The sequence below is a fragment of the Pseudopedobacter saltans DSM 12145 genome, from assembly GCF_000190735.1.
Lineage (GTDB): Bacteria > Bacteroidota > Bacteroidia > Sphingobacteriales > Sphingobacteriaceae > Pseudopedobacter > Pseudopedobacter saltans.
Genome location: NC_015177.1, coordinates 1447610 through 1470517, shown reverse-complemented (window position 1 = coordinate 1470517; position 22908 = coordinate 1447610). Strand labels below are relative to the sequence as shown.

The following is a 22908-nucleotide window of genomic DNA, read 5'->3' as shown; positions in this document are numbered from 1 at the left end:
ATAAGAAATTACTATTAATCGGAAACCAAAGTAAAATCTATTTGCCTTTTGCTAAGATCAACACGTTTAACCTTTATTTCAACCTCGTCTCCCAATTGATAGACTTTCTTTTTACGTTGTCCAATGATACAGTAATTTTTTTCATCCAGTGTGTAGAAATCGTCGGTAATATCACGTAAACGAATCATGCCTTCACACTTGTTTTCTTCTATTTCCACATACATTCCCCATTCCGTTACGCCGGAAACAATACCTTTGTAGGTTTGGCCTACATTTTCCTGCAGGTACTCTGCTTGTTTGTATTTTATGGAAGCTCTTTCTGCATCTGCAGCTTTTTTTTCCATTTGGGATGCATGGAGAGCCATTTTTTCGTAATGTTCCACGTTGGCATTATCACCATGATGCAGGTAATGTTCTAAAAGCCTGTGAACCAAAACATCAGGATAACGTCTGATAGGAGAAGTGAAATGTGTGTAAAAATCAAAAGCCAGTCCATAATGACTGCTGCTTTTTGTGGTGTAAATCGCTTTCGCCATTGAACGGATAGCCAATTGTGTAAGTACGTTTTGTTCTTTTTTTCCTTCCACATCAGCCATTAATTTGTTTAATGAACGGGATATATCTCTGTCTGACTTTGTTGATATTTTATAACCAAATCTTGAGGCAAATTGAGAAAATGTGTTTAAAGTTTCCATATTAGGGGAATCATGCGCCCGGTAAACGAAGGTCAATCGGTGCTTTCCTTTTCCTTTTTTAGAAATAAATTCGGCAACTTTTCTATTTGCCAAAAGCATGAAATCCTCTATAAGCTTATGTGCGTCTTTTCTTTCTTTTACATAAACGCCTATAGGTTTACCGTTTTCATCTAATTTGAATTTAACTTCTGCAGATTCGAAATTGATGGCTCCTTGTTTAAACCTTTTATCTCTTAATATATAAGCAAGTTTATTCAGTGTGATAATCTCTTCCGCATATTCGCCGCTTTCGTTTTCTATAATTTCCTGTGCTTCCTCGTAAGTAAATCTTCTATTCGAATTAATCACTGTCTTTCCGTACCATTCATTTAATATTTGTGCTTCGTCATTTATTTCGAAAACAGCAGAAAAACTGAGTTTATCTTCTAAAGGGCGCAAAGAGCAAAGATTATTAGAGAGCCTTTCCGGCAACATTGGGATAACCCGGTCTACCAGATAAACAGAAGTTCCTCTCTCAAAAGCTTCCTTGTCCAGTGAAGATTCTGGTTGTACGTAATGAGAAACGTCGGCAATATGTACCCCGATTTCGTAGTTGCCATTCTCCAATTTTTTAAAGGAAATGGCATCATCAAAATCCTTGGCATCGAAAGGGTCGATGGTAAAAGTAAGCGTATCTCTAAAATCCCTTCGCTTTTTAATTTCTTCCTGAGATATAGTATCTGAGATGCTATTGGCTTCATGTTCAACTTCCGCAGGAAAATTTAAAGGAAAGCCATATTCCGCTAAAATAGCGTTCATCTCGGTGTCGTTTTCTCCCTCTTTTCCAAGAACACTTTTAATGACGCCAACCGGATTTTTAGCTTCTTCAGGCCAATCTACAATTTTCGCTACTGCTTTTACGCCATTTTTAGCACCATTTAGGTCTTCTAAAGGAATAAAAATATCATGAAGCATTTTTCGGTCATCAGGGATAAAAAATGCATAATGTTGCGATACCTTTACAATTCCCGTAAACTCGAATTTAGCTCTGCGTAATATTTCTACAACTTCTCCTTCTTTTCTTTTTCCTTTTTTGCTGGCGTAAACGTAGATTTTTACATGATCTCCATTTAATGCTCGCCTTAATTTACGCGGAGCGATATAGATATCTTTTTCCAGGGAATCGTCGGGAACAAGGTAGGCAGAACCATCGTTGGACAGATCAATAATTCCTGTCAAAAATGTTTTTGTTTCCTTAAGTTGGTATTTGCCTTTTCCGTTTTCTATGAAAATGCCATCCCGGGTATCATTTTTCAATATAGAAAGTATGGATTTTTTAGATTCAGGATCTACCACATTTAATTTAGCGGCGACCTGTTTGTAGTTTAGTGGTTTATTACCATTTTTCTCGAAAATATTGGTAATAAGTTCTGTCAATATATGAGTAATATTCGGCATGTTATTTCATTTTGTTTAATTAATAACCTGAATATGATCCTCAGGTTTTTTGAAAAATAAAAAATAAGAATTAATTAAAACAAAAAACTCTCCGAAAATCGGAGAGTTTTTTGTTAGAGTCTTCTGATATCGGCACCAAGTGCTTTTAGTCGGGTATCTATATCCTGATAACCCCGTTCGATTTGTTCTATATTATGAATAATTGATTTTCCTGAAGCAGACAAGGCAGCTATCAGTAAAGAAACCCCCGCTCTGATATCAGGAGAAGTCATTTCTATTCCTTTAAGCTGGTATTTTTTGTCTAAACCAATAACAGTAGCTCTATGTGGATCGCACAAAATAATTTGCGCACCCATATCAATTAATTTGTCTACAAAGAACAATCTGCTTTCGAACATTTTTTGATGTATCAGTACAGAGCCTTTAGCCTGAGTAGCCACAACAAGAACTATAGATAATAAATCAGGCGTAAACCCCGGCCACGGGGCATCAGCAACAGTAAGGATAGAACCGTCAATAAAAGTATCTATTTCGTAGCTTTCCTGAGCGGGGATAAAAAGATCATCTCCTCTTAATTCCATTTTAATTCCCAATCGGGCAAAAACACTTGGAATTATTCCTAACTCTTTATAGCAAACGTCTTTGATTGTGATTTCTGAGCCTGTCATAGCTGCCAAACCAATGAAAGAGCCAATCTCGATCATATCTGGCAACATTTTATGTGTTGTACCACCTAAAGATTCAACGCCTTCAATCGTCAGTAGATTAGAGCCTATTCCTGAAATTTTAGCACCCATTCTGTTCAACATTTTACATAGCTGTTGAAGATATGGTTCGCAGGCAGCGTTATATATCGTTGTAGTGCCTTTTGCTAAAACTGCTGCCATAACGATATTAGCAGTTCCGGTGACAGAAGCTTCGTCCAACAGAATATATGTACCTTCCAGCTGGGTAGCATCTACGTTGAAAAAGTTAGTGTCTGGATTATAAACAAATTTAGCCCCTAATTTCTCGAAACCCAGAAAATGTGTGTCTAACCTTCTTCTTCCGATTTTATCACCTCCTGGTTTTGGAATTGCAGCTTTCCCAAAGCGAGCCAATAAAGGGCCGACAATCATGATAGAGCCTCTTAAACTTCCTCCTTTAGCTTTAAAAGTCTGGGACTGGAAAAATTCAAGATTGATGTTTTTTGCAGAAAACTCGTAAGTGTCTTTACTTAATCGATTGATCTCGACACCTAAATCTCCCAAAAGTTCTATTAATTTGTTGACATCTTTGATGTCCGGGATATTGCTAATAGTTACTTTCTCTGGTGTAAGCAATACAGCAGAGAGAATTTGTAATGCTTCGTTCTTAGCACCTTGAGGTACAATTTCTCCTTTTAAAGGTTTTCCCCCACGGATCTCAAATGCATTTATCATTTCTTAATTCTTTTTTCCGTTGTTATAGTTCCTCGGGCGATTTTTGCCGTTCTGATTGTTGTTCTGCTTGAAATTTCTGTTGTTGTTATTAGATTTCTGACTACGGGATGCACTTCCGCCGGAGTATTGATTGTTCGTTTGTTTGGTGTCAATTTTTTGGATAACAACGTTGCTTAAATCTAATTCTCCTTTAGAAAGTTCTGCCAGATCAGACATTATCTGCTCATCATTTACATGATCTTTATTCCATAGAACATATGCCATCTTCATAAAGTTGGCGATAGAATTTACCATATGCTGTTTCTTTTCAGAATCAGTAACCTCTTTGGCTTTCTTTATCATCATTTCTATGGTATGACCATAATGTTTAAATCTGATTCTGCTTTGAGGGTACTCTAAACGTTCAGGTTTTACGTTTATGCTCTCTTTAGCCAAAACAGGATAAGGGGAATCTACGTCTATCTGAAACCCGGAAATAATATGTAAATGATCCCAAAGTTTATGTTTGAAATCAGGAACATCTCTTAAATGCGGGTTTAAGAATCCCATCATGTCTATAACCACCTGGGCATATTTATTACGCTCCTCTTTTGTAGGTAAATTACAAATATACTCTACCATGTTCTGAACATTTCTTCCGTATTCAGCAAGGATTAGTTTTTTACGCGAAGTGTTGTAATCAAATACTTCTGTGTTTGTATCGTTCATTTTGAAACTGTTAAAAGCTTAAATGGTAGCTTTTTAATTGCTTTAAATATTAAGGTATCGTTAAATATACGGTTTCCCAAAGGTTTAGCAAAAATAAACAAAGCATTTACAACTGAAACACTTGTGGCAAAATTTTTACTGAATTTTAAGATTTAACGATACGAAGTTTGGCAAATTTTAATAATAATTGCTTTTGGCCGATCTCTTTAAAGAAAATAGTTGCCTTGATATCTGGTTTATTACCTTCCAGATTTATCACTTTTCCAAAACCAAATCTTTCATGTTCCACAATCTCTCCAACCTGTAAGTTAGAAGTATCTTCCGGTTTAAATCCGGGGGTAGGAACATGCGCTTTCGATAGCAAAGAAGTTGTTTTAACCTTTTGAGAAGCAGGTTTTGGTTTCGAAAATACATCTGTTGAAGCAGGAGCTTCAGACGTTTTGGATTTCCATGCACTGCGTTCGCCATCAAAAGAAGATGGATTTGAACTAAAAGCTTTTTTCGGCAGTTCAATTTCTAAATATCTCGGGTCTATTTCATCAAGGAAACGAGAAGGTTCGGAATTTACTAACGTTCCAAATTTAAATCTCGAAGTAGCATAGCTTATATGCAGTTTTTTTTCAGCTCTTGTTACTGCAACATAAAATAATCGGCGTTCTTCTTCTAAATCCGCTCTGGAATTTAAGGACATCTGACTTGGGAAGAGGTTTTCTTCTAGTCCAACAACATAAACCTGATTAAATTCCAAACCTTTAGAAGAGTGTATCGTCATTAAAGATACCGTGTCTTTATCTTCTGGTTTTTGGTTGTCATCGTTTGTCAATAAAGCGACATCTTCCATGAAAACGCTTAAACCCCGATCTTCAATATCTTCACGTTCCGAAAATTCCTTAATACCATTCAGCAACTCCTGAATATTTTCGTATCTGGCTAAACCTTCAACGGATTTATCTTCATATAGATCCTTTAAAAGGCCTGAATGTTGTGCGATATGAGAGGCCGCTTCGAAAGCGTTGTTGTTTTTCGCTATAGCAGCAAAACTTTGTATTGTTGTTGCGAAATTGTTGACTGCGGTAGCTGCCCTGTTATCTAAAAACTGAAAGGCATTGGTGGCAATATCAAATAAAGTTTTACCGTTTTGGTCGGCAGCAAGAATCATTTTATCTATAGTGGTTTTCCCAATTCCTCTGGCGGGGTAATTAATTACCCGTTTAAAAGCTTCTTCGTCATTATTGTTAAAAGTTAACCTGAAATAAGCGATTAAATCCTTGATTTCTTTCCTTTGATAAAAAGACATTCCACCGTAAATCTTATAAGGAATATTGGCTTTTCTTAAAGCTTCCTCCATAGATCTGGATTGCGCATTAGTTCTATACAGAACAGCAAAATCATTCCAATCTAAAGATTTAATGCTTCTTTCTTGCAATATGGATTCTGCTACGCTCTTACCCTCTTCGTTATCGGAATAAGATCTGGTAATTTTTATCTTGTCACCCTCATCATTATCAGAAAAGACATTCTTTTCCAATTGATTGGCGTTATTTTTTATGATGCTGTTAGCAACATTTACAATATTCTGTGTCGAACGGTAATTTTGTTCTAATTTGAATACTTTAACATCCGGATAATCCTTTTGAAAGTTGAGTATGTTCTGAATATTTGCTCCCCTGAAACCGTAAATACTTTGCGCATCGTCTCCGACAACGCATAAATTGTAGGTTACGGCGGCCAATTTTTTTACAATCAGGTATTGAGAAAAGTTGGTGTCCTGATACTCATCTACCATTAAATATTTAAACTTGTGCTGATATTTATACAAAACATCTGGATGGTCCTTTAAAAGAACATTCGTCTTGAATAACAAATCATCAAAGTCCATAGCACCAGCTTTAAAACATCTGGCAGTATAGGTAGCATAAACTTTTCCTAATTGACCACGTCCGGTAGAAAAATCATCCGCCTGGATTTGTTCATTATTTTGATATTCTGCAGCAGAAATCAAGTTGTTTTTTGCCATGGAGATTCTGCCGTAAACAAAATTGGGATTATATAGCTTATCGTCCAGATTCATCTCTTTCAGAATAGCTTTGATCAGACTTTTACTGTCGTCAGTATCGTATATGGTGAAATTGCTAGGATAACCAAGTTTATTCGCTTCGACCCTCAAAATTTTGGCAAAGATAGAGTGGAAGGTTCCCATCCATATATTTTTTGCTTCGGGACCTACAACCTTTGTAATACGGTCGCGCATCTCTTTTGCAGCTTTGTTGGTAAATGTCAATACCAAAATCTGAAAAGGGTCTACGCCTTTTTGTATAAGATGTGCAACTCTATAAGTAATTACTCTTGTTTTTCCCGAACCAGCGCCGGCTACAATCATAACTGGCCCCTCTGTCTGTTCAACAGCCTGTCTTTGCGAAGAGTTTAATCCTTTTAAATAATCCAAAATCAATATACTTTTTAAAGCGCTAAATTAAGAATGATTACCAAATATTTGGTCATATGTGAATAAAGAAAGCTATTCGTCTTCTTTATTTAGTCCTTCTCTGCTGGCGTCATGCAATGCAATGTTGATATCCATAATCTGGTCGTCGATATCATCAACACATTTTTTCATTTGTTTGATATATTCTTTCTCATTAATCAGTTCATCTTCAGCAAGCATGATAAGTCCCTTTAGTGTAGCGACCGGACCTCTGATTTGGTGAGAAAGGTGAGAAGAATATTCGGAAAGCTTCCTGTTTTTAACCGTCAAATCTTTGGTCCGTTCTGTAATAATATCCTCTAGCTTCAAGTTGATTTGGTTTAAGTTTTCTTTTTGAATTGATATTTCTTCGTTTAGCTTCTTCAAGCGAATATTATTCCTTTCTGCTTTTCTTTTGCTTTTGTTCAGGATAACGATTACCGAAATACTTAAAGCGGCAACTATAACAGCAAAAACCATTATAATTACGTACTTTTCCTGTTTTTCGATCTGAATCTCGTACTGTTTCTGCTTCTCTAGTGATTTTTGCTGTTCTTCGTGAAGACTTAAGATATTTGATACATTTTCTTTGTAGTATAAACTATCACGGGAATGAACTTGCTCTAAATTAGCCAGTGCAGATTTATAATTGCCTTGTTTTTTTTCTAATTCGTATGAGGTAAGAGTAAAATCATAAATTAGTTTTTCATCGTAAAGTTCTTTTGCGATTTCAATTCCTTCATCAATATTATTTTTTGCAATTTGATATTTTTGTTTAGCCATATTAATAGAGGCTAAAGTAAGATTGATACTAGAAAGAGATATCTTATTATTGTTTACTTTTGCTATTTCATAAGCTTTAATAAGATTAGCTTCTGCTTGACTTATTTCATTTTGATAATAAAAATTAACTCCCATGTTTTGGTATGTAAGCATGAGACCTCTTATATCATTTATCTCTTTGAACAACTGGAGGGCCTTAAAGAAATTGTAGTTAGCTGTTTTGTAATCTTTTTCTTTTGAAGATAAAGAACCAATACTTAAATAGGATGCTGCTGTTAAGTTTTTGTAATTTTTTTCTTGAGACAGTTTAATGGTTTGGTTATAGAAATATATCGCCTTCTGATTATTGAAATATTTATAGGAATTACCTAAATTATTATAAACTTTAGCTATACCAAATGTGTCATTCGTTTTTTTAAATACGTCAAGTGCTTTTAAGTAATAAAAGATTGCACTGTCTTTTTTATTAGAATTGTGGTAATTTATTCCTATACTTCTAAAAGATTCTGCTATTCCACGATTGTAGTGTTTTTTTTTAGAAACTTTTAAGGTTCTTTCTGCTATTTCAAGACCTTTAATTGGAGCATATCTAGCTAATTTTATACTTTCATAAATTAAAGAATCTATATTGTTAAAACCTTGAATGCTATTGGTTGTTTCTGCTAAAGAGAAATTACTAATTAACATTAAATTTAAAAATAAGATAAAATTAGCTAATCTAATTCCCTTCATAGAGATACAGGATTCTAATGTAGTTCATAATTCTAGTTAAAAAAACTCTAATGAGAGAAAAAAATAATATAATTTACTTATGTGAAAAATAAATGTTTTTTTTTATTATTTAAATTATTTATTTTTTTATTTTTTTTACAACAAATAAAAAAATATAGTTATGTTTGAATAATAAATAAGAAATTCATTAAATTATAAATAAGATATTATGAAAAGATTATTGCTTATCTGTGCTTTGTTTGGAGCTTTAGTTTCAACTTCATGTAAAAAGGATGCGGACGCCGCTCCTGAAAAAACTGAAAATTTACCTTTCAATATGCAAGGTGGACCAAAAAAAGATATGGGAGATTATGACTAATATCAAAAGAAAATAAAAAAGAGCGAATGTAACAATTTGCTCTTTTTTTTTGTTTAAAACAAACCTCCTCTTATAACTCTTATATTTGTGTAAACACTAAAAACATTATGCAATCTATAAAGAACTATATTGAGGAGAACAAACCTCGTTTTCTGGAAGAGCTTTTTGCTTTATTGAGATTCCCATCTGTTAGTGCAGATCCAGCCTATAAAAATGACGTTTTAGCTACAGCAGATTTTGTTGCTCAGAAATTGAGAGATGCAGGAGCGCAAAATGTTGAAGTTTGTCCTACAAGCGGATACCCTATTGTTTACGGTGAAAAAATTATCAATAATAATCTGCCTACAGTATTAGTATACGGACATTATGATGTTCAACCGGCAGATCCTTTGGAATTATGGCATACACCACCATTCGAGCCAACTGTTCGCGATGGTAAAATTTACGCCAGAGGAGCCTGCGATGATAAAGGACAATTTTATATGCATGTAAAAGCTTTCGAAGCCATGATGCATACGGATAATCTTCCATGTAATATAAAATTCATGATCGAAGGGGAAGAAGAAGTTGGCTCTGATAACCTTGGTAAATTCGTAGCGGCAAATAAAGAAAGATTGGCAGCAGATGTTGTTTTAATTTCTGATACCTCTATGATCAGTATGGAAACTCCTTCTCTGGAAACTGGATTAAGGGGACTATCGTATATGGAAGTTGAAGTAACTGGTCCAAATCGTGATTTACATTCAGGGGTTTACGGAGGAGCGGTAGCAAATCCGGCAACTATACTCTGTCAAATGATTGCGTCTCTTCATGATGAAAATAATCACATTACCATTCCTGGATTTTATGATGGCGTTGTTGAGCTTACTGAAGAAGAAAGGAAAGATCTGAATTCAGCCCCCTTCGATTTGGAGGAGTACAAAAAGGATTTGGAAATAGAGGAGGTTTGGGGAGAAAATGGATATTCTACATTAGAAAGAACTGGAACAAGACCTACTTTGGAAGTAAACGGAATTTGGGGAGGTTATACAGGCGCAGGAGCGAAGACGGTTTTACCTTCTAAGGCCTTTGCTAAAATTTCTATGCGTTTAGTGCCGGGGCAAGATTGGGAGAAGATTTCTGAATTATTCACCGAACATTTTGTAAGTATCGCGCCTAAATCCGTAAAGGTAAAAGTAACCAAACATCATGGGGGAGCAGCTTATGTTACACCAACTGACTCACCTGCTTTTCAAGCCGCTTATCAGGCAATTGAAGAATCTTTCGGTAAAGCACCTGTACCAACAAGAGGCGGAGGTTCTATTCCTATTGTAGCTTTATTTGAGGAAGAATTGGGAATAAAAACTGTCTTAATGGGATTTGGTTTGGATAGTGATAATCTTCACTCGCCAAATGAAAAATACGATATTTTTAATTATTATAAAGGAATCGAAACTATTCCTTTGTTCTTTAAACATTTTGCAGAATTAGAAAATAAATAAGAAACATTAAGGGAAACAAAATTTGTTTCCCTTAATGTTTCTACCTTTTTGAAGAATCTTTTTTAAAAAAGATAACGATCTAATATCTTTAGAAATTTCTAATCCCCTGAAAGCTGTTGTTGAACTCTTTCCAGTTCAGCAAGCATTTCTTTAAAACGCTTTTCTTCTTTTTGGATATACACTTTCCTTATGAAAAAAGATGTTATTAAAAACCAGATTATTAAAAAAGAAATAGCAATTACTATCAGCGTCGAATCCAGGTAACTGAAGAATTCGATAAAATATAGTAACATCGCAATTCCGATACCTGCCGAATAAATATAATAGTTTAAGGTGTTCTGCTTATATCTCGTTTTACGGAATTTTTTTACAAATTGTATATGCTTCTCCGGTTTTTCAAAAAGCGAATCATTTTCTAAAGACTTCAAACTTTTAATTTGATTATAGATGTAAAACATACAGCAGCAAAGAATCAAAGAAATTCCGGCATGCGTGGTAAAATAAGTAAAGTCCGTTTTAATCCAGAAAAATGTAATCCCAAACATTGCAATTAACATCACAATAAGTTCGGTCCATATCTTATTTTTAAAAAGCACCGTCGACTTTTTATAGCTTTCGATCACTTCTTTATAATCTATATTAGGATTAGTCTTTTGGCTGTTCCAGATATTTAATAATGAATCAAAGTCTTTCATGTTTATTATATAATTCTGTAAGCTTGGTTTTAATTCTGTGTATCTTAACTCTCAAATTCCCCTCCGAAATCCCTGATATCTCCGCAATTTCAGGGTAAGGTATTTCATCCATTACCATTGTAATAATCAAACGGTCTGTTTCTTCTAACTGAGCAATGCATTTATACAATGTTTTTACCTGTTCCTCTTTTTCAGAAATATCCTCTTTATGATTTTCGATGATGTTCGGAGTCAGTTCATCTTTAGGTTGCCTGTTTTCTTTTTTCAGATATGTCAAACAAGTGTTTACCGCAATGCGGTAAATCCATGTTGATATCATGGATTGGTTCCTGAATTTATCCAAATTTTGCCAAACTTTTATGAAGGTTTCCTGTAGCAAATCGTTCGCACTGTCCTCATCGTTAGTATAACCATAGCATAAATGATAGATCTTCTTTGAATTGGCCTGAAAAATTTCTTTAAAGACTTGTTCTTTTGTCATTTATACAAATAATATAGGCGTTAGATAATCTTTATTAGATTTTGTTACATTAATAAGCTATTCAAAGGATATTTTGTTCACTTTTATTTTCTCCTCCAGATTTTCCAATTCTTTGGAATAGTCAAATTGTAGATCTTCTTCCATTTTAGCTATACATTTTGCGATTCTTACATATTGGCGGACAAAAATATTCTTCAAGGCTTTTAATTTTGTTCTGTAAAGCCTTTTTTCAATGAACATATTGCAAAAATATAAAAGAAGCTCTGTTTCCTGTCGTTTGTCAGAAACAAACTTAATGTGTTTGTTCATTATCCGGACAAGCTTTCTCAATTGTTTTATTTTTGCGTAATCGGAATAATTCAGTTCGATAAAAGATTCTGATATTATTGCTTTGATTTCGCCAATATAACCATCAACATCGTTTTGATAAAACAATAAGAAATTTAGTAACTCTTTATTTTCTGTTTTATATTTAGCTATTCTGGTAAGGTGTGTAGCAAGTTCATAAGCCGATAACTGTTGCAGCTCTTTTTTTAGCGTATTCAGTTTAGGTGTCTCCATTTCGATTTGTCCAACTGCACAATTTAGTTATTTTTGTCACTAAACATAAAATACTGCATGAAATTAAATAAAGGCGCAATATTTACCTTCTTTTCTATAACTATTGCGGTATTGATATCCTCTCTCCACCATTACGGCCTTTTAAATATATCAAATGAGACAGCTATCGTTACAAGATGGTTTGGCATATCGGGGTTGGTTGCATTTGGTTTAAGAAAGAAGACATTAACAGCCTGGATACTAATATCGATGGTTATTGGAGTAGAAATAGGCCACGATTATCCTGAAATCGGGATGAAGCTTCAGGTTTTAAGTAAGATCTTTTTGAAAATGATAAAGACGATTGTCGCCCCTTTACTTTTCGGAACCCTGGTTTACGGAATTGCCGGACATTCCGACCTAAAACAGGTGGGGAGGATGGGCTGGAAGTCTTTGGTCTATTTTGAGATTGTAACTACTTTAGCGCTATTTATTGGACTAGCTGCAATAAATATTACCAAAGCGGGTACGGGAATAAAGCAACCTCCGGCAATGCTGGAAACATTGCCAGAAGTTAAAGCTCAAAGTTTCAATGATGTAGTGTTGCATGTTTTTCCGGAGAATATAGCTAAATCCGTAGCGGAAGGTGAAGTACTGCAAATAGTAATTTTCAGCATCATATTTGGAGTTGCTTTGGTTTTGGTACCGGAAACCAAAAGAAAACCGATGGTGCAGTTTACCGAAAGTTTGTCCGAAGTGATGTTTAAATTCACCAACATCGTCATGTACTTCGCGCCGATTGGTGTGGGAGCGGCCATAGCCTATACCGTAGGACATATGGGAGTAGGTGTATTGATAAATTTATTTCACTTATTAATGACATTGTACCTTGCGCTCATTGTGTTTATTCTTTTAATTTTGCTGCCCATTGCGCTGATAGTAGGTGTTCCAATAAAGAAATTTATACAGGCAGTTGCCGAACCCATATCCATTGCTTTTGCAACAACAAGTTCCGAAGCAGCTTTGCCCAGGGCAATGGAGGCAATGGAAAGAATAGGTGTGCCAAGAAAAATTGTAGCTTTTGTAATGCCAACGGGTTATAGCTTTAATTTGGATGGAACAACGTTATATTTGTCATTAGCATCTATATTTGTAGCTCAGGCTGCTGGAATGGAAATAAGTTTTGGACATCAGCTATTGATTGTATTTACGCTGATGCTGACAAGTAAAGGCGTTGCGGGTGTGCCCAGAGCCTCTTTGGTTATTTTATTGGGAACAGCGGCATCCTTTGGAATGCCTGTTTGGCCGATATTTATCATTTTGGGAATAGACGAGCTGATGGATATGGCGAGAACTGCAGTAAATGTACTGGGGAATTGTTTAGCAACCGTAGTTGTTGCTAAATGGGAAGGAGAATTTGATAAGAATGCGGATAATAAAGAAATAGAAAAAATATGAGTGATAAAGCAAAGAAGATCTTTTTAGCGATTACAATTATAGTTCCTTTCGTACTATACTGTACCTATTATTATGGTAAGATGATAAAGAACGCTCCGTATAAATTTGCAGAGTTCGAGTATTTGGAACTTAAAGCAGGAGTAGGTGAGAAATATGAAAAAAGCTACAATTCAAAAACACAGGATTACCAGTTTGTTACAGTTAGCGATTCAGTTATAAACAAGAAAGTAAAATTGTCAAAAGATGATTTGCTTTATTTACATAGAAAAGCTGCAGAACTGGGTTTTTGGGATTGGCCGGCGAAAATGTTGGGAAAAAAGGATGATTCTCCAAGATATTATTTGGAGTTTGTTTATCAGAGGAAGAGCAAAACAATAGAATTAGATGCGGACTTCAATGAAAATACCAGGCTGAAGGACGCTGCTTTGCAATTGATAAAGACAGTAGAGAAAACAATTGACGAAGCGGAGGCTCGCACAAAACAGTAGAAATATATGCTATTTCATTTGTTTTAATAAATGAAGTTCTTATATTTGCACCTCAAAATAAAAACATATAAAATATATTAACAATGTACGCAATAGTAAATATAGCAGGACAGCAATTCAAAGTTGCTAAAGACCAGCATCTTTTTGTACACAGATTACAAGGTGATGAAGGCGCTACTGTTGAATTTGACAATGTATTGTTAGTTGAGAATGAAGGTAAGTTTACAGTAGGAACTCCTGCGGTAAATGGCGCTAAAGTTTCTGCTAAAATCGTGTCTCATTTAAAAGGAGATAAAGTAATCATTTTCCACAAGAAAAGAAGAAAAGGTTACAAAAAGAAAAACGGTCACCGTCAGTTCTTTACTAAAATCCAAATTGAAAATATTTCAATATAATTTTTTAAATTAGGTTGTTAACTCGTTGAACTTTAGTTTAGCATAAAGATATAAACAATGGCACATAAGAAAGGGGCAGGTAGCTCGAATAACGGTAGAGAGTCACATAGCAAACGTTTAGGTATCAAAATTTTTGGTGGTCAATCGGCTATTGCTGGTAACATTATCGTTCGCCAAAGAGGTACTTTACATCATGCAGATAAAAACGTAGGTGTTGGTAAAGACCACACTTTGTTTGCTCTTGTAGACGGAAAAGTGGTTTTCAAAAAGAAAGCAGATAACAAATCTTATGTTTCTGTAATTCCTTTTGAAGCTTAAGAAATTTTAAATTTAAATTTTAAAAGCCTATCCCATTTCGGATAGGCTTTTTTATGTTTATATTTTTGCTAAATAGTGAAGGTTAGTTAAATTGAAGTATGGATCCAGAACTGATAATTAACGAAGTTTTGACAAAGGAAGTGTTAGCGGACGTTCTAAAGGAAAACCATTCCAAAAGCGATATACGTGAGTTGACACGTAAGGCAAATAGAAAATATGTGAAAGTAAGGGATGTTTATGAACTTACATTGGAGCATGAAGATCCGCAAGTTGTTTTCAGGTCTGCCTGGCTATTAGAGAATATATTTTTTGATTATCCAGAAGAATTCGAATATGTACAACCACTTTTCTTTAAAGATTATTCCCGCCAGAAAAATAAAAGCGCTCAAAGGCACTATTCTAAGATAGCCAAAGAAGTAACCTATTCTGCACAAATGTGTTTAAGAGACATAAAGCCGGGGAATTTTGACGTGATACTGGAAGGAAGCTTTGATTGGTTGATAGATCCGGAAACTCCGGTGGCAGTTAAATGTAATTGTCTGGATGTGCTATATAATCTCTCTGAACAGGAAGATTGGATATTGCCTGAGCTTAAAAATATCCTGGAACAAAATCTGCTTTCAAACTCCGCTGCACTTTTATCCAGAACAAAATCAATTTTAAAGAAACTAAAACCGTAATTTCACCCAGTTTTATTTATTGCGTAATGTCGGTTGATAAAAAGCAGATTGTAGATGCTGGAATAGGACTTCTCTTATCCAAGGAAGAAGAGCTAAAGTCAATTCTGGCCAATTTAAGGGAATCTAATACGGATACGAAAAGTAGTATGGGAGATAAATATGAAACTTCCAGAGAAATGTTGCAACAAGAGATTAATATGTTGGAACGCCAATTGGCCGAAATTCAAAAACAGAAAGAGATTTTTTCGAGAATAAGGGCAGATTTTACAAATAAGGTTTCTTTGGGGGCTTTAGTATCTACCTCCTTGGGAGAATTGTTTGTGTCAGCAAGTATCGGAGAAATTAAGATTGACAATTATTTAATAAAGACAATCTCTATTAACTCTCCCTTGGTCCAGAAATTGGTTGGTAAAAAAATTAATGAAACATTTTTTTTAAACGGAAAAGAGCATTCTATACTGAATATTTGTTAAAATTATTATATGGAATTAACTACCCCAGCATTGTTGTTTTCGGCAATTTCATTGCTATTACTGGCTTATACAAATAGGTTTTTAGCTCTTGCAAATCTTATTAGAAGTATAAAGCCTTTGTATCTGCAAAATAAAGAGGAAAGTCTTTTGGCGCAGTTAGAGAATCTAAAAAGGCGCATATTTCTTATAAGAAACATGCAGGGATTTGGTATTTTAAGTTTCTTCTCCTGTGTACTGTGTATGTTTCTGTTATATCACGACATGAAGGAAGCTGCAGAATATGTTTTTGGTGCCAGTCTGCTGCTATTAATGATATCGTTATTCTTGTCTTTTAGAGAAATTCAGATTTCCGCAAATGCATTAATGATAGATTTAATGGATTTAGAAGATGCAACTGAAAAATAAAATAAAAATACTGTAACGAATGGTCATAAATATCGTCTTACAAATAAAAAGCAGTATTTCAATTACTAGTTTAAATCTTATAAATTCTATAATAGAAGCAGTTTACTTTATTTATGTTTAAAATTTTTACAAAACTTAAACCCATTTACCTTTTAGCGATTTTATTTCTCGATTTTACTCTAGCTAAAGCACAAAACACACATACTATAAGTGGGATAATAACCGATCAGGGGACCGGAGAAACTTTGGTGGGAGCGACTATTAAATTAGATGGTACAAAACAAGTGGGAACCATCTCCAACCCTTACGGATTTTATTCAATAACTATTCCGGATGGGCAATACGAAATTACAATAAGTTATATCGGATACAGTTCGGTTTCCCAGAAATTCGATATTAAAAAGGATATTAAACTGAATTTTCAGTTAGTATCATCAACGCAATTACAGGAGGTAATTGTAAGTGCAGAAAAGCGCAACGAAAATATCAGTAACCCGCAAATGGGGGTCGAGAAATTAAATGTAAAGGATATCAAAAATATTCCTGTTTTGTTTGGAGAGCGTGATGTTTTAAAGACGATCCAGTTATTACCAGGAATAAGTTCGGCAGGTGAAGGAAATTCTGGTTTTTATGTTCGTGGCGGAGCATCAGATCATAATTTGATTTTACTGGATGAAGCACCGGTTTATAATGCATCCCATTTATTAGGATTTTTCTCGACTTTCAATTCAGATGCCGTGAAGGATGTTACGGTTTATAAAGGAGGCATGCCGGCCCAATATGGTGGTAGATTAGCTTCTGTGTTGGATATTAGAATGAATGACGGAAATAAAAACGATTATACTTTTGAAGGAGGTATAGGTTTGATTTCCTCTAAATTGAAGGTAGAGGGACCTATTTCTAAAGGTAAAAGTTCGTTTATGCTGAGTGGAAGAAGAACTTATGCAGATATGTTTTTAGCGCTTTCACCAGACTCAACCTTGCGTGGTAATAAGCTTTATTTTTATGATTTTAATGCTAAAACCAATTTTATCATCAACGACAGAAATACAATTTTTGTTTCCGGATATTTTGGTCGTGACCGTTTGTATGTGAAAAATGCTTTTGGTTTCGATTGGGGAAATTCAACGGCTACTTTGAGATGGAACCATATTTATTCTAATAGGCTTTTTGGTAACACATCTTTAATTTATTCGAATTACGATTATAGAATTGAAAGTTTAATAGAAGATAATGACTTTAAAGTAGCTTCTACTATCAGAGATTTTAATTTAAAACAAGACTTTCAATATTCTTTAAATAATCACAACCTGAAATTTGGTTTCAATGCTATTAAACATAAAATTGAACCGGGAAAAATAACTTCGAGTGAATTATCCAGTATCAACGAGCGCAAAATAGAAAATAGAAGCGGTTTTGAAGGTGCTCTTTATTTATCAGATGAATGGAAAACGTCTGATAAGATTACTTTGGCTTATGGCCTAAGGCTTAGTTATTTTGCTATGCTGGGGAAAGGTACTTTTAGCACATATGACGTGGATGGAGATATTATAGAAAGCAGATATTATGGAAATAATGAGGTGGTAAAATCATATCTTAATTTGGAACCACGTGTGTCTGCCAGTTTCCAATTAGATGATGATAAATCTATAAAAGGTTCATTTACCAGAAATACTCAGAACCTGCATTTGATGTCTAATTCCACAACAACATCGCCAACCGACATTTATATTATGAGCAGCAATAATACCAAGCCGGAAATTGCTGATCAGGTAGCTTTGGGATATTTTAACAACTTTGCAAATAATAACTACGAGTTTTCTGCAGAGCTATATCATAAATGGATGAATAATCAGATTGATTATAAGACAGGAACAGACCTGCGTGGTAATGAAAATGTTGAGGCTGACCTGCTTTATGGAAAAGGAAGAGCTTACGGTTTAGAACTGTTTCTTAAAAAGAAATATGGGAAATTTAATGGATGGATTGGTTATACATTAGCTAAGACTGAAAGACAATTTGAAGGAATTGATAATGGAAGGTGGTTTAATGCTAAACAAGACAGAACCCATGATCTTTCAATTGTAGGTATTTACAAAGCAAGTGAAAAATGGACTTTATCCTCTGCCTTTGTATATAACACAGGAAACGCAATTTCTTTCCCCGAGGGGAAATATCAGGTAGGAGGTAATACTGTCTTTTATTATGCAGAACGAAATGGTTACAGAACGCCGTCCTATCACCGGCTTGATGTGTCTGCTACTTTAGAAGGTAAACAAAGAAAGAACTACCAATCGAGCTGGTCATTCGGGATCTACAATCTTTATAATAGGAAAAATGCTTATTCAATTGATTTTAGAGAAGTCGAAAATGACAGGACAAAAACAGAGATTGTGAAAACTTCTTTATTCGGTATAATACCATCCGTAACATGGAATTTTAAATTTTAAGATATTTAAGGAACGATATGAAAAATAAATCCGCTATTCTAAATATATTTCTAGGTCTTTTTATTGCGACGGCTTTTTCTTCTTGCGAAGAGATTATAGATGTTGATTTGAAAACTAATGAGCCGAAAATAGTAATTGAAGCTAACGTTACTAATGAAAATGTAAAACAAGTTGTGAAAATTACTGAAACTGTTCCTTTTAAGGCAGATAATGTGTTAAAAAATTTAAGTGGCGCAGTTGTAAGCGTACAGGAAGAAGGAGGCGCTTTTTATACTTTTTCAGAAACGAAACCTGGAAATTATGAATCCTCTGCTGCTTTTGCTGGAAAAGAAGGTAAAACATATGTGTTAACAGTTGAGGCTGGAGGTAAAACGTATACTTCTAGGTCTATAATGCCTAAAAAGGTCGGTTTAGATTCACTATCGATAACTGAATTAAAGGTTTTTGATGAAACTGCTAAATTCTTAAAACTACATTATCAAGATCCGGAGGAGAAAGGAAATTCCTATAGGTTTGTAGTGAAAAATAATGGTGTTTTATACAAAGGTTTTTTTGTTGATAATGACAAATTTAACAATGGAAAATATGTACACAATACTGTTTATGTTGATGAACCTAAGATAGAGGAGGGAAATGAGATAGAAGTGGAATTTCAGAATATTACACCAGAAATATATAAATACTTTTATTCACTTGCACAAATTACAGGAGCTGGAGGTCCGCCGGTAGCAGCTTCAAACCCCGTGTCAAATATAAAAAATGGTGCTTTGGGGTATTTTAGTACTCATACTACTCAAAAAACAGTTTTTCAGGTCACGAAAGCTAAGCAGGATTAATAAGCCTTAGGGAATTCGAGAAAAGGTGTACTTCTGCTGAAGTACACCTTTTTTATTTCTTCAGATGTTTTTTGACTTCAGGAGCTACTTTGCTACCAAAAAGTTCTATTGCTTTCATAATGTCTTTGTGTTCTGGGCCACCAACATCGATATGTGCAACAAATCGGGTTAGTCCAAACAACTCATGCATATATAATATTTTATCTGCCACTTCGGATGGATCACCAATAAACAGTGCGCCTTCTTTTTTCCTTCCTCCTTCAAATTGTTCTTTACGGAAAGGAGGCCAGCCTCTATCTCTGCCAATTCTATCCATTTGATCTGCATAATAAGGGTAATAACTGTCTGCCGTTTGCTCACTGTTTTCTCCAACAAAGGTATGTGAATGAATTCCAATTTGCATTTTGGAAACATCGTGTCCATACTTCTGATATTCCTCTTTATAAAGCCTCACTAATGGCTGAAATTGATATGGATAACCACCTATGATAGCAATAATTAAAGGCAACCCCAATCTGGCAGCTCTTATCACTGATTCCGGCGTTCCGCCAACAGCAATCCAAATATTCAAACCGTTATTTAAAGCTCGAGGAAAAATACGCTGATTCGTTAAAGGAGCTCTAACAGTGCCTTTCCAGTTTATCACTTCATTTTTATTGATGTTAAGAAGTAAATCAAGCTTTTCTTCAAAAAGTACGTTATAATCGCTTAAGTGGTATCCATATAAAGGAAAAGACTCGATAAAGCTTCCTCTGCCAACCATGATTTCAGCTCTTCCGTCGGAAAGTAAATCCAGCGTGGCAAAATCTTCATAAACCTTAACAGGGTCTGAAGAACTAAGTACTGTTACCGCACTCGCTAATTTGATTTTTTTTGTCACTGCTGCTGCGGCCGCTAATATCATTTCAGGACTTGAAACAGCATAATCTTCTCTATGGTGTTCGCCCATGCCGAAAACATCAAGTCCTACCTGATCTGCCAATTTAATTTCCTCAATAATTTCCTTTATACGTTGATGAGGAGAACTGTGTTTTCCAGTAGTTTTGTTTTTGGAGACGTCCCCAAACATTCCGATACCTAGTTCCATAATTTTTTATGTGTTTTAATTATACAAATCTTCAAGGGATTAGTTTCTGAAATTAATTAACCTTTTTCCACCATTCTTCATAATTTCCCTTTAAAAGGATACTGTCTATTAAAACCGATTGCCCGATTAATGGAGTTATAATATTAAGATTTTCTTTTTTGCTGATACTATTAACCTCTTTGAGCGGAGTATCCCAGCTATGCATTGCTAAAGCGAATTTAGAAGAGTGTACCGGGATAAACGATTTTGCTTTTAAGCCCTTAGCAGCTTTAACTGTCTCTTCGGGAAGTGTATGGATATATTTCCATTTCCAGTTGTATTGTCCGTTTTCCAGAATAGCAAGATCGAATGGACCATATAGATTGCCAATTTTAGCAAAATGAGTATCATATCCGCTATCACCACCAATAAATATCTTTTTAGAAGGTGTGTTTAAAACGAAGGAAGCCCAAAGAGATTGATTTCTTTTGAATGTTCGGCCTGAAAAATGTCTGGCAGGAGTGGTTGTTATAGTAAAACCATCCCCAAAATTGGTTTGATCGTACCAATCTGTTTCAAAAATTTCATTTTTAAATCCCCAATATCTCAGATGTGACCCAACTCCAAGACCACAAATTATTTTGTCGATTTTTGGCTTTAAAGCGATAATTGTTTCATAATCTAAATGATCCCAGTGATCATGAGTGATTATGAGATAATCTATTTCTGGTATATCATCAGGTGTATAGATGTCGGCTCCCTTAAAAGATTTCATAGTTCCCGGAATGGGAGAGGCATTGCCACTAAAAACAGGATCGATCAGGAACTTTTTTCCATCAACCTGCAGAAAATAAGAGGAATGTCCAAACCAGACGAATACATTTTGTTCTTTTGGAATATTAAATAAATCCGTTTTTATAGAAGGTAGCGAATCAATAGGTTTTAATCTTTCTTTTTTAGTAAAGAAGAAGTCTTTCAATAAATCATAGTAGGTTACGCCTTCTGCCAGGTCGGGTGTATAAGTTAGATTCTGAAATGCGCCGTTTCTAAAATTTTTCGATTTATCTATTTTTGATTTGCTTATTTCATCCGGTAAGATACCAAATTTTTTTTGGCTGGTATATCCGTAAAATATCAGGACTACCAGAATAATGATGGAGATGGTTACTAACATTAATTTCTTTAACAAAGCTTTTTTTTGTAAAGATATTAAGTTGGGTCAGGAAAAAATGTGTTTGAAATGTAAAGAAAAAGCTAACCGCAAAGACATAACAAACACGATGACTTTAATATGTTTGTTGCGACTTTGCGGTTGAGTATGATTAATATTCGAAAACGCCGTATTGGCTTTTTATGGTTACTTTTTTGTTTTCTGATGCTTCTACTCTCCCTACAATTTTAGCATCAATTCCATAAGATTTGGAAATTTCTATAATATCATCTGCAATGGATTCATCTACATAAAGTTCCATTCTGTGTCCCATATTGAAAACTTTATACATTTCTTTCCAATCTGTTTTAGATTCTTCCTGTATTAGTTTAAAAAGGGCAGGAGTTTCAAAAAGATTGTCCTTGATAACATGCAGATTGTCTATAAAGTGCAGAACTTTTGTTTGAGCGCCTCCACTACAATGCACCATCCCGTTTATCTGGCTACGATACTTGTCTAAAATAGATTTTATGACAGGAGCGTAAGTACGGGTAGGGGATAAAACCAGTTTTCCTGCATCTAAAGTAATATCTGAGTTTACTTGTACTTTATCAGTTAGTTTTTTGCTTCCGGAAAATATCAATTCATAGGGAACCGCCGGATCATAGCTTTCTGGATATTTTTCGGCAATGTATTTATGAAAAACGTCGTGTCTGGCAGATGTTAGTCCATTAGATCCCATTCCTCCATTGTAAAAGCTTTCGTAGTTGGCTTGTCCGTCAGAAGCTAAACCAACAATTACATTTCCAGCAGCAATTTTATGGTTTGATATTACATCCTCGCGCTTCATTCTGCAGGTAACTGTAGAATCTACAATGATCGTTCTAACTATATCGCCAACATCCGCAGTCTCACCACCGGTAGAATATATATTAATGCCCATAGACCGGAGTTCCGCTAATATTTCTTCGGTGCCATTAATTATTTCTGCTATAACTTCTCCGGGAATCAGGTTTTTATTTCTTCCAATTGTTGATGATAACAGAATTTTGTCGATAGCGCCAACACATAGCAAATCGTCTAAATTCATAATGATGGCGTCTTGAGCAATGCCTTTCCAAACGGAAATATCACCGGTTTCTTTCCAATAAACATACGCCAGGGAAGACTTGGTTCCGGCACCATCAGCATGCATAATGTTGCAATAAGCTTCATCATCACCTAAAATGTCTGGGATTATTTTACAGAAAGCTCGAGGGAAAATTCCCTTATCGATGTTTTTGATAGCATTATGCACATCTTCTTTTCCGGCAGAAACGCCTCGCTGATTGTATCTGTTATCACTCATGGTGTGCAAAGATATTATAAAAAGACTAAAGACTAAAGTAAGCTGA

22 protein-coding genes are annotated in these 22908 nt (G+C 34.9%); 11 read left to right on the top strand and 11 right to left on the bottom strand.

Going from position 1 to position 22908, the window contains the following annotated elements; translation table 11 throughout:
• Positions 1–14: 14 nt before the first annotated feature.
• From rnr to PEDSA_RS06160, 5 genes are all read right to left on the bottom strand, one after another.
• Positions 15–2132, bottom strand: coding sequence for a ribonuclease R (gene rnr / locus PEDSA_RS06180; RefSeq protein WP_013632309.1), 2118 nt, complete (start codon positions 2130–2132; stop codon positions 15–17).
• A 113-nt stretch (positions 2133–2245) separates the two neighbouring features.
• Positions 2246–3550 (bottom strand): UDP-N-acetylglucosamine 1-carboxyvinyltransferase, encoded by a 1305-nt coding sequence (gene murA, locus PEDSA_RS06175; protein ID WP_041537315.1) that lies wholly within the window; start codon positions 3548–3550, stop codon positions 2246–2248.
• A gap of 6 nt (positions 3551–3556) precedes the next feature.
• Positions 3557–4261, bottom strand: a complete 705-nt coding sequence (locus tag PEDSA_RS06170; RefSeq protein WP_013632307.1) for a DUF4290 domain-containing protein — start codon at positions 4259–4261, stop codon at positions 3557–3559.
• Positions 4262–4406: 145 nt separating this feature from the next.
• Positions 4407–6707 (bottom strand): ATP-dependent helicase, encoded by a 2301-nt coding sequence (locus PEDSA_RS06165; protein WP_041537314.1) that lies wholly within the window; start codon positions 6705–6707, stop codon positions 4407–4409.
• Positions 6708–6779: 72 nt separating this feature from the next.
• On the bottom strand, positions 6780–8195 hold the full coding sequence (locus PEDSA_RS06160; protein ID WP_169311979.1) for a hypothetical protein: 1416 nt from the start codon (positions 8193–8195) through the stop codon (positions 6780–6782).
• Between the two features lie 253 nt (positions 8196–8448).
• On the opposite strand from PEDSA_RS06160, the gene PEDSA_RS20265 reads away from it, so the two are divergent.
• Positions 8449–8598: a hypothetical protein gene (locus PEDSA_RS20265; RefSeq protein WP_013632304.1), complete on the top strand. Its 150-nt coding sequence runs from the start codon at positions 8449–8451 to the stop codon at positions 8596–8598.
• A gap of 107 nt (positions 8599–8705) precedes the next feature.
• Entirely contained in the window at positions 8706–10079 is a 1374-nt protein-coding gene (locus PEDSA_RS06155; protein ID WP_013632303.1) for a dipeptidase, read from the top strand.
• Positions 10080–10177: 98 nt separating this feature from the next.
• Here the strand turns inward: PEDSA_RS06155 and PEDSA_RS06150 are convergent, their stop codons facing one another.
• Genes PEDSA_RS06150 through PEDSA_RS06140 form a run of 3 tightly spaced genes read right to left on the bottom strand, consistent with a single transcriptional unit; the run spans position 10178 to position 11816 of the window.
• Positions 10178–10774: a hypothetical protein gene (locus PEDSA_RS06150; protein WP_013632302.1), complete on the bottom strand. Its 597-nt coding sequence runs from the start codon at positions 10772–10774 to the stop codon at positions 10178–10180.
• Positions 10761–11255, bottom strand: coding sequence for an RNA polymerase sigma factor (locus PEDSA_RS06145; RefSeq protein ID WP_013632301.1), 495 nt, complete (start codon positions 11253–11255; stop codon positions 10761–10763). Before PEDSA_RS06145 ends, PEDSA_RS06150 begins: the two co-directional genes overlap by 14 nt.
• Positions 11256–11312: 57 nt before the next feature.
• Positions 11313–11816, bottom strand: a complete 504-nt coding sequence (locus PEDSA_RS06140; RefSeq protein ID WP_013632300.1) for a hypothetical protein — start codon at positions 11814–11816, stop codon at positions 11313–11315.
• A 57-nt stretch (positions 11817–11873) separates the two neighbouring features.
• Between PEDSA_RS06140 and PEDSA_RS06135 the strand changes: the two genes are divergently transcribed.
• From PEDSA_RS06135 to PEDSA_RS06095, 9 genes are all read left to right on the top strand, one after another.
• A complete protein-coding gene (locus tag PEDSA_RS06135) occupies positions 11874–13253 on the top strand; it encodes a dicarboxylate/amino acid:cation symporter (protein ID WP_013632299.1) in 1380 nt (459 codons plus the stop codon).
• The gene (locus PEDSA_RS06130) at positions 13250–13741 is read left to right on the top strand and encodes a hypothetical protein (protein WP_013632298.1); all 492 of its coding nucleotides are present in this window, start codon (positions 13250–13252) and stop codon (positions 13739–13741) included. Before PEDSA_RS06135 ends, PEDSA_RS06130 begins: the two co-directional genes overlap by 4 nt.
• 83 nt (positions 13742–13824) lie before the next feature.
• The gene (gene rplU / locus PEDSA_RS06125; protein ID WP_013632297.1) at positions 13825–14136 is read left to right on the top strand and encodes a 50S ribosomal protein L21; all 312 of its coding nucleotides are present in this window, start codon (positions 13825–13827) and stop codon (positions 14134–14136) included.
• 57 nt (positions 14137–14193) lie between these two features.
• Positions 14194–14454 (top strand): 50S ribosomal protein L27, encoded by a 261-nt coding sequence (gene rpmA, locus PEDSA_RS06120; RefSeq protein WP_013632296.1) that lies wholly within the window; start codon positions 14194–14196, stop codon positions 14452–14454.
• 98 nt (positions 14455–14552) lie between these two features.
• Positions 14553–15134 (top strand): hypothetical protein, encoded by a 582-nt coding sequence (locus PEDSA_RS19495; RefSeq protein ID WP_013632295.1) that lies wholly within the window; start codon positions 14553–14555, stop codon positions 15132–15134.
• A gap of 26 nt (positions 15135–15160) precedes the next feature.
• Positions 15161–15607, top strand: a complete 447-nt coding sequence (locus PEDSA_RS06110; protein ID WP_013632294.1) for a DUF5320 domain-containing protein — start codon at positions 15161–15163, stop codon at positions 15605–15607.
• Between the two features lie 9 nt (positions 15608–15616).
• Positions 15617–16012 carry a DUF2721 domain-containing protein gene (locus PEDSA_RS06105; RefSeq protein WP_013632293.1) on the top strand — a complete coding sequence of 132 codons (396 nt, stop codon included), beginning with the start codon at positions 15617–15619 and terminating at the stop codon, positions 16010–16012.
• 113 nt (positions 16013–16125) lie between these two features.
• Positions 16126–18462 (top strand): TonB-dependent receptor, encoded by a 2337-nt coding sequence (locus PEDSA_RS06100; RefSeq protein ID WP_013632292.1) that lies wholly within the window; start codon positions 16126–16128, stop codon positions 18460–18462.
• Between the two features lie 17 nt (positions 18463–18479).
• Positions 18480–19298, top strand: coding sequence for a DUF4249 domain-containing protein (locus PEDSA_RS06095; RefSeq protein ID WP_013632291.1), 819 nt, complete (start codon positions 18480–18482; stop codon positions 19296–19298).
• Between the two features lie 52 nt (positions 19299–19350).
• On the opposite strand, the gene PEDSA_RS06090 is transcribed toward PEDSA_RS06095, so the two are convergent.
• From PEDSA_RS06090 to PEDSA_RS06080, 3 genes are all read right to left on the bottom strand, one after another.
• Complete coding sequence (locus tag PEDSA_RS06090) at positions 19351–20385, bottom strand: LLM class flavin-dependent oxidoreductase (RefSeq protein WP_013632290.1); 1035 nt, start codon at positions 20383–20385, stop codon at positions 19351–19353.
• A 52-nt stretch (positions 20386–20437) separates the two neighbouring features.
• Positions 20438–21538 (bottom strand): MBL fold metallo-hydrolase, encoded by a 1101-nt coding sequence (locus PEDSA_RS06085; protein WP_013632289.1) that lies wholly within the window; start codon positions 21536–21538, stop codon positions 20438–20440.
• A gap of 148 nt (positions 21539–21686) precedes the next feature.
• Positions 21687–22862 (bottom strand): AIR synthase related protein, encoded by a 1176-nt coding sequence (locus PEDSA_RS06080; protein WP_013632288.1) that lies wholly within the window; start codon positions 22860–22862, stop codon positions 21687–21689.
• Between the last annotated feature and the right edge of the window lie 46 nt (positions 22863–22908).

Excerpts from the sequence above, each read along its gene's own strand:
- PEDSA_RS06105 (WP_013632293.1), top strand. The coding sequence starts at position 15,617 with ATGGAATTAACTACCCCAGCATTGTTGTTTTCGGCAATTTCATTGCTA.
- PEDSA_RS06170 (WP_013632307.1), bottom strand. The coding sequence starts at position 4,261 with ATGAACGATACAAACACAGAAGTATTTGATTACAACACTTCGCGTAAA.
- rpmA (WP_013632296.1), top strand. The coding sequence starts at position 14,194 with ATGGCACATAAGAAAGGGGCAGGTAGCTCGAATAACGGTAGAGAGTCA.
- PEDSA_RS19495 (WP_013632295.1), top strand. The coding sequence starts at position 14,553 with ATGGATCCAGAACTGATAATTAACGAAGTTTTGACAAAGGAAGTGTTA.
- PEDSA_RS06110 (WP_013632294.1), top strand. The coding sequence starts at position 15,161 with ATGTCGGTTGATAAAAAGCAGATTGTAGATGCTGGAATAGGACTTCTC.
- PEDSA_RS06140 (WP_013632300.1), bottom strand. The coding sequence starts at position 11,816 with ATGGAGACACCTAAACTGAATACGCTAAAAAAAGAGCTGCAACAGTTA.
- PEDSA_RS06130 (WP_013632298.1), top strand. The coding sequence starts at position 13,250 with ATGAGTGATAAAGCAAAGAAGATCTTTTTAGCGATTACAATTATAGTT.
- PEDSA_RS06090 (WP_013632290.1), bottom strand. The coding sequence starts at position 20,385 with ATGGAACTAGGTATCGGAATGTTTGGGGACGTCTCCAAAAACAAAACT.
- PEDSA_RS06155 (WP_013632303.1), top strand. The coding sequence starts at position 8,706 with ATGCAATCTATAAAGAACTATATTGAGGAGAACAAACCTCGTTTTCTG.
- PEDSA_RS06150 (WP_013632302.1), bottom strand. The coding sequence starts at position 10,774 with ATGAAAGACTTTGATTCATTATTAAATATCTGGAACAGCCAAAAGACT.
- rplU (WP_013632297.1), top strand. The coding sequence starts at position 13,825 with ATGTACGCAATAGTAAATATAGCAGGACAGCAATTCAAAGTTGCTAAA.
- PEDSA_RS06095 (WP_013632291.1), top strand. The coding sequence starts at position 18,480 with ATGAAAAATAAATCCGCTATTCTAAATATATTTCTAGGTCTTTTTATT.
- PEDSA_RS06145 (WP_013632301.1), bottom strand. The coding sequence starts at position 11,255 with ATGACAAAAGAACAAGTCTTTAAAGAAATTTTTCAGGCCAATTCAAAG.
- PEDSA_RS06160 (WP_169311979.1), bottom strand. The coding sequence starts at position 8,195 with ATGTTAATTAGTAATTTCTCTTTAGCAGAAACAACCAATAGCATTCAA.
- PEDSA_RS06135 (WP_013632299.1), top strand. The coding sequence starts at position 11,874 with ATGAAATTAAATAAAGGCGCAATATTTACCTTCTTTTCTATAACTATT.
- rnr (WP_013632309.1), bottom strand. The coding sequence starts at position 2,132 with ATGCCGAATATTACTCATATATTGACAGAACTTATTACCAATATTTTC.
- PEDSA_RS06080 (WP_013632288.1), bottom strand. The coding sequence starts at position 22,862 with ATGAGTGATAACAGATACAATCAGCGAGGCGTTTCTGCCGGAAAAGAA.
- PEDSA_RS06085 (WP_013632289.1), bottom strand. The coding sequence starts at position 21,538 with ATGTTAGTAACCATCTCCATCATTATTCTGGTAGTCCTGATATTTTAC.
- PEDSA_RS20265 (WP_013632304.1), top strand. The coding sequence starts at position 8,449 with ATGAAAAGATTATTGCTTATCTGTGCTTTGTTTGGAGCTTTAGTTTCA.
- PEDSA_RS06100 (WP_013632292.1), top strand. The coding sequence starts at position 16,126 with ATGTTTAAAATTTTTACAAAACTTAAACCCATTTACCTTTTAGCGATT.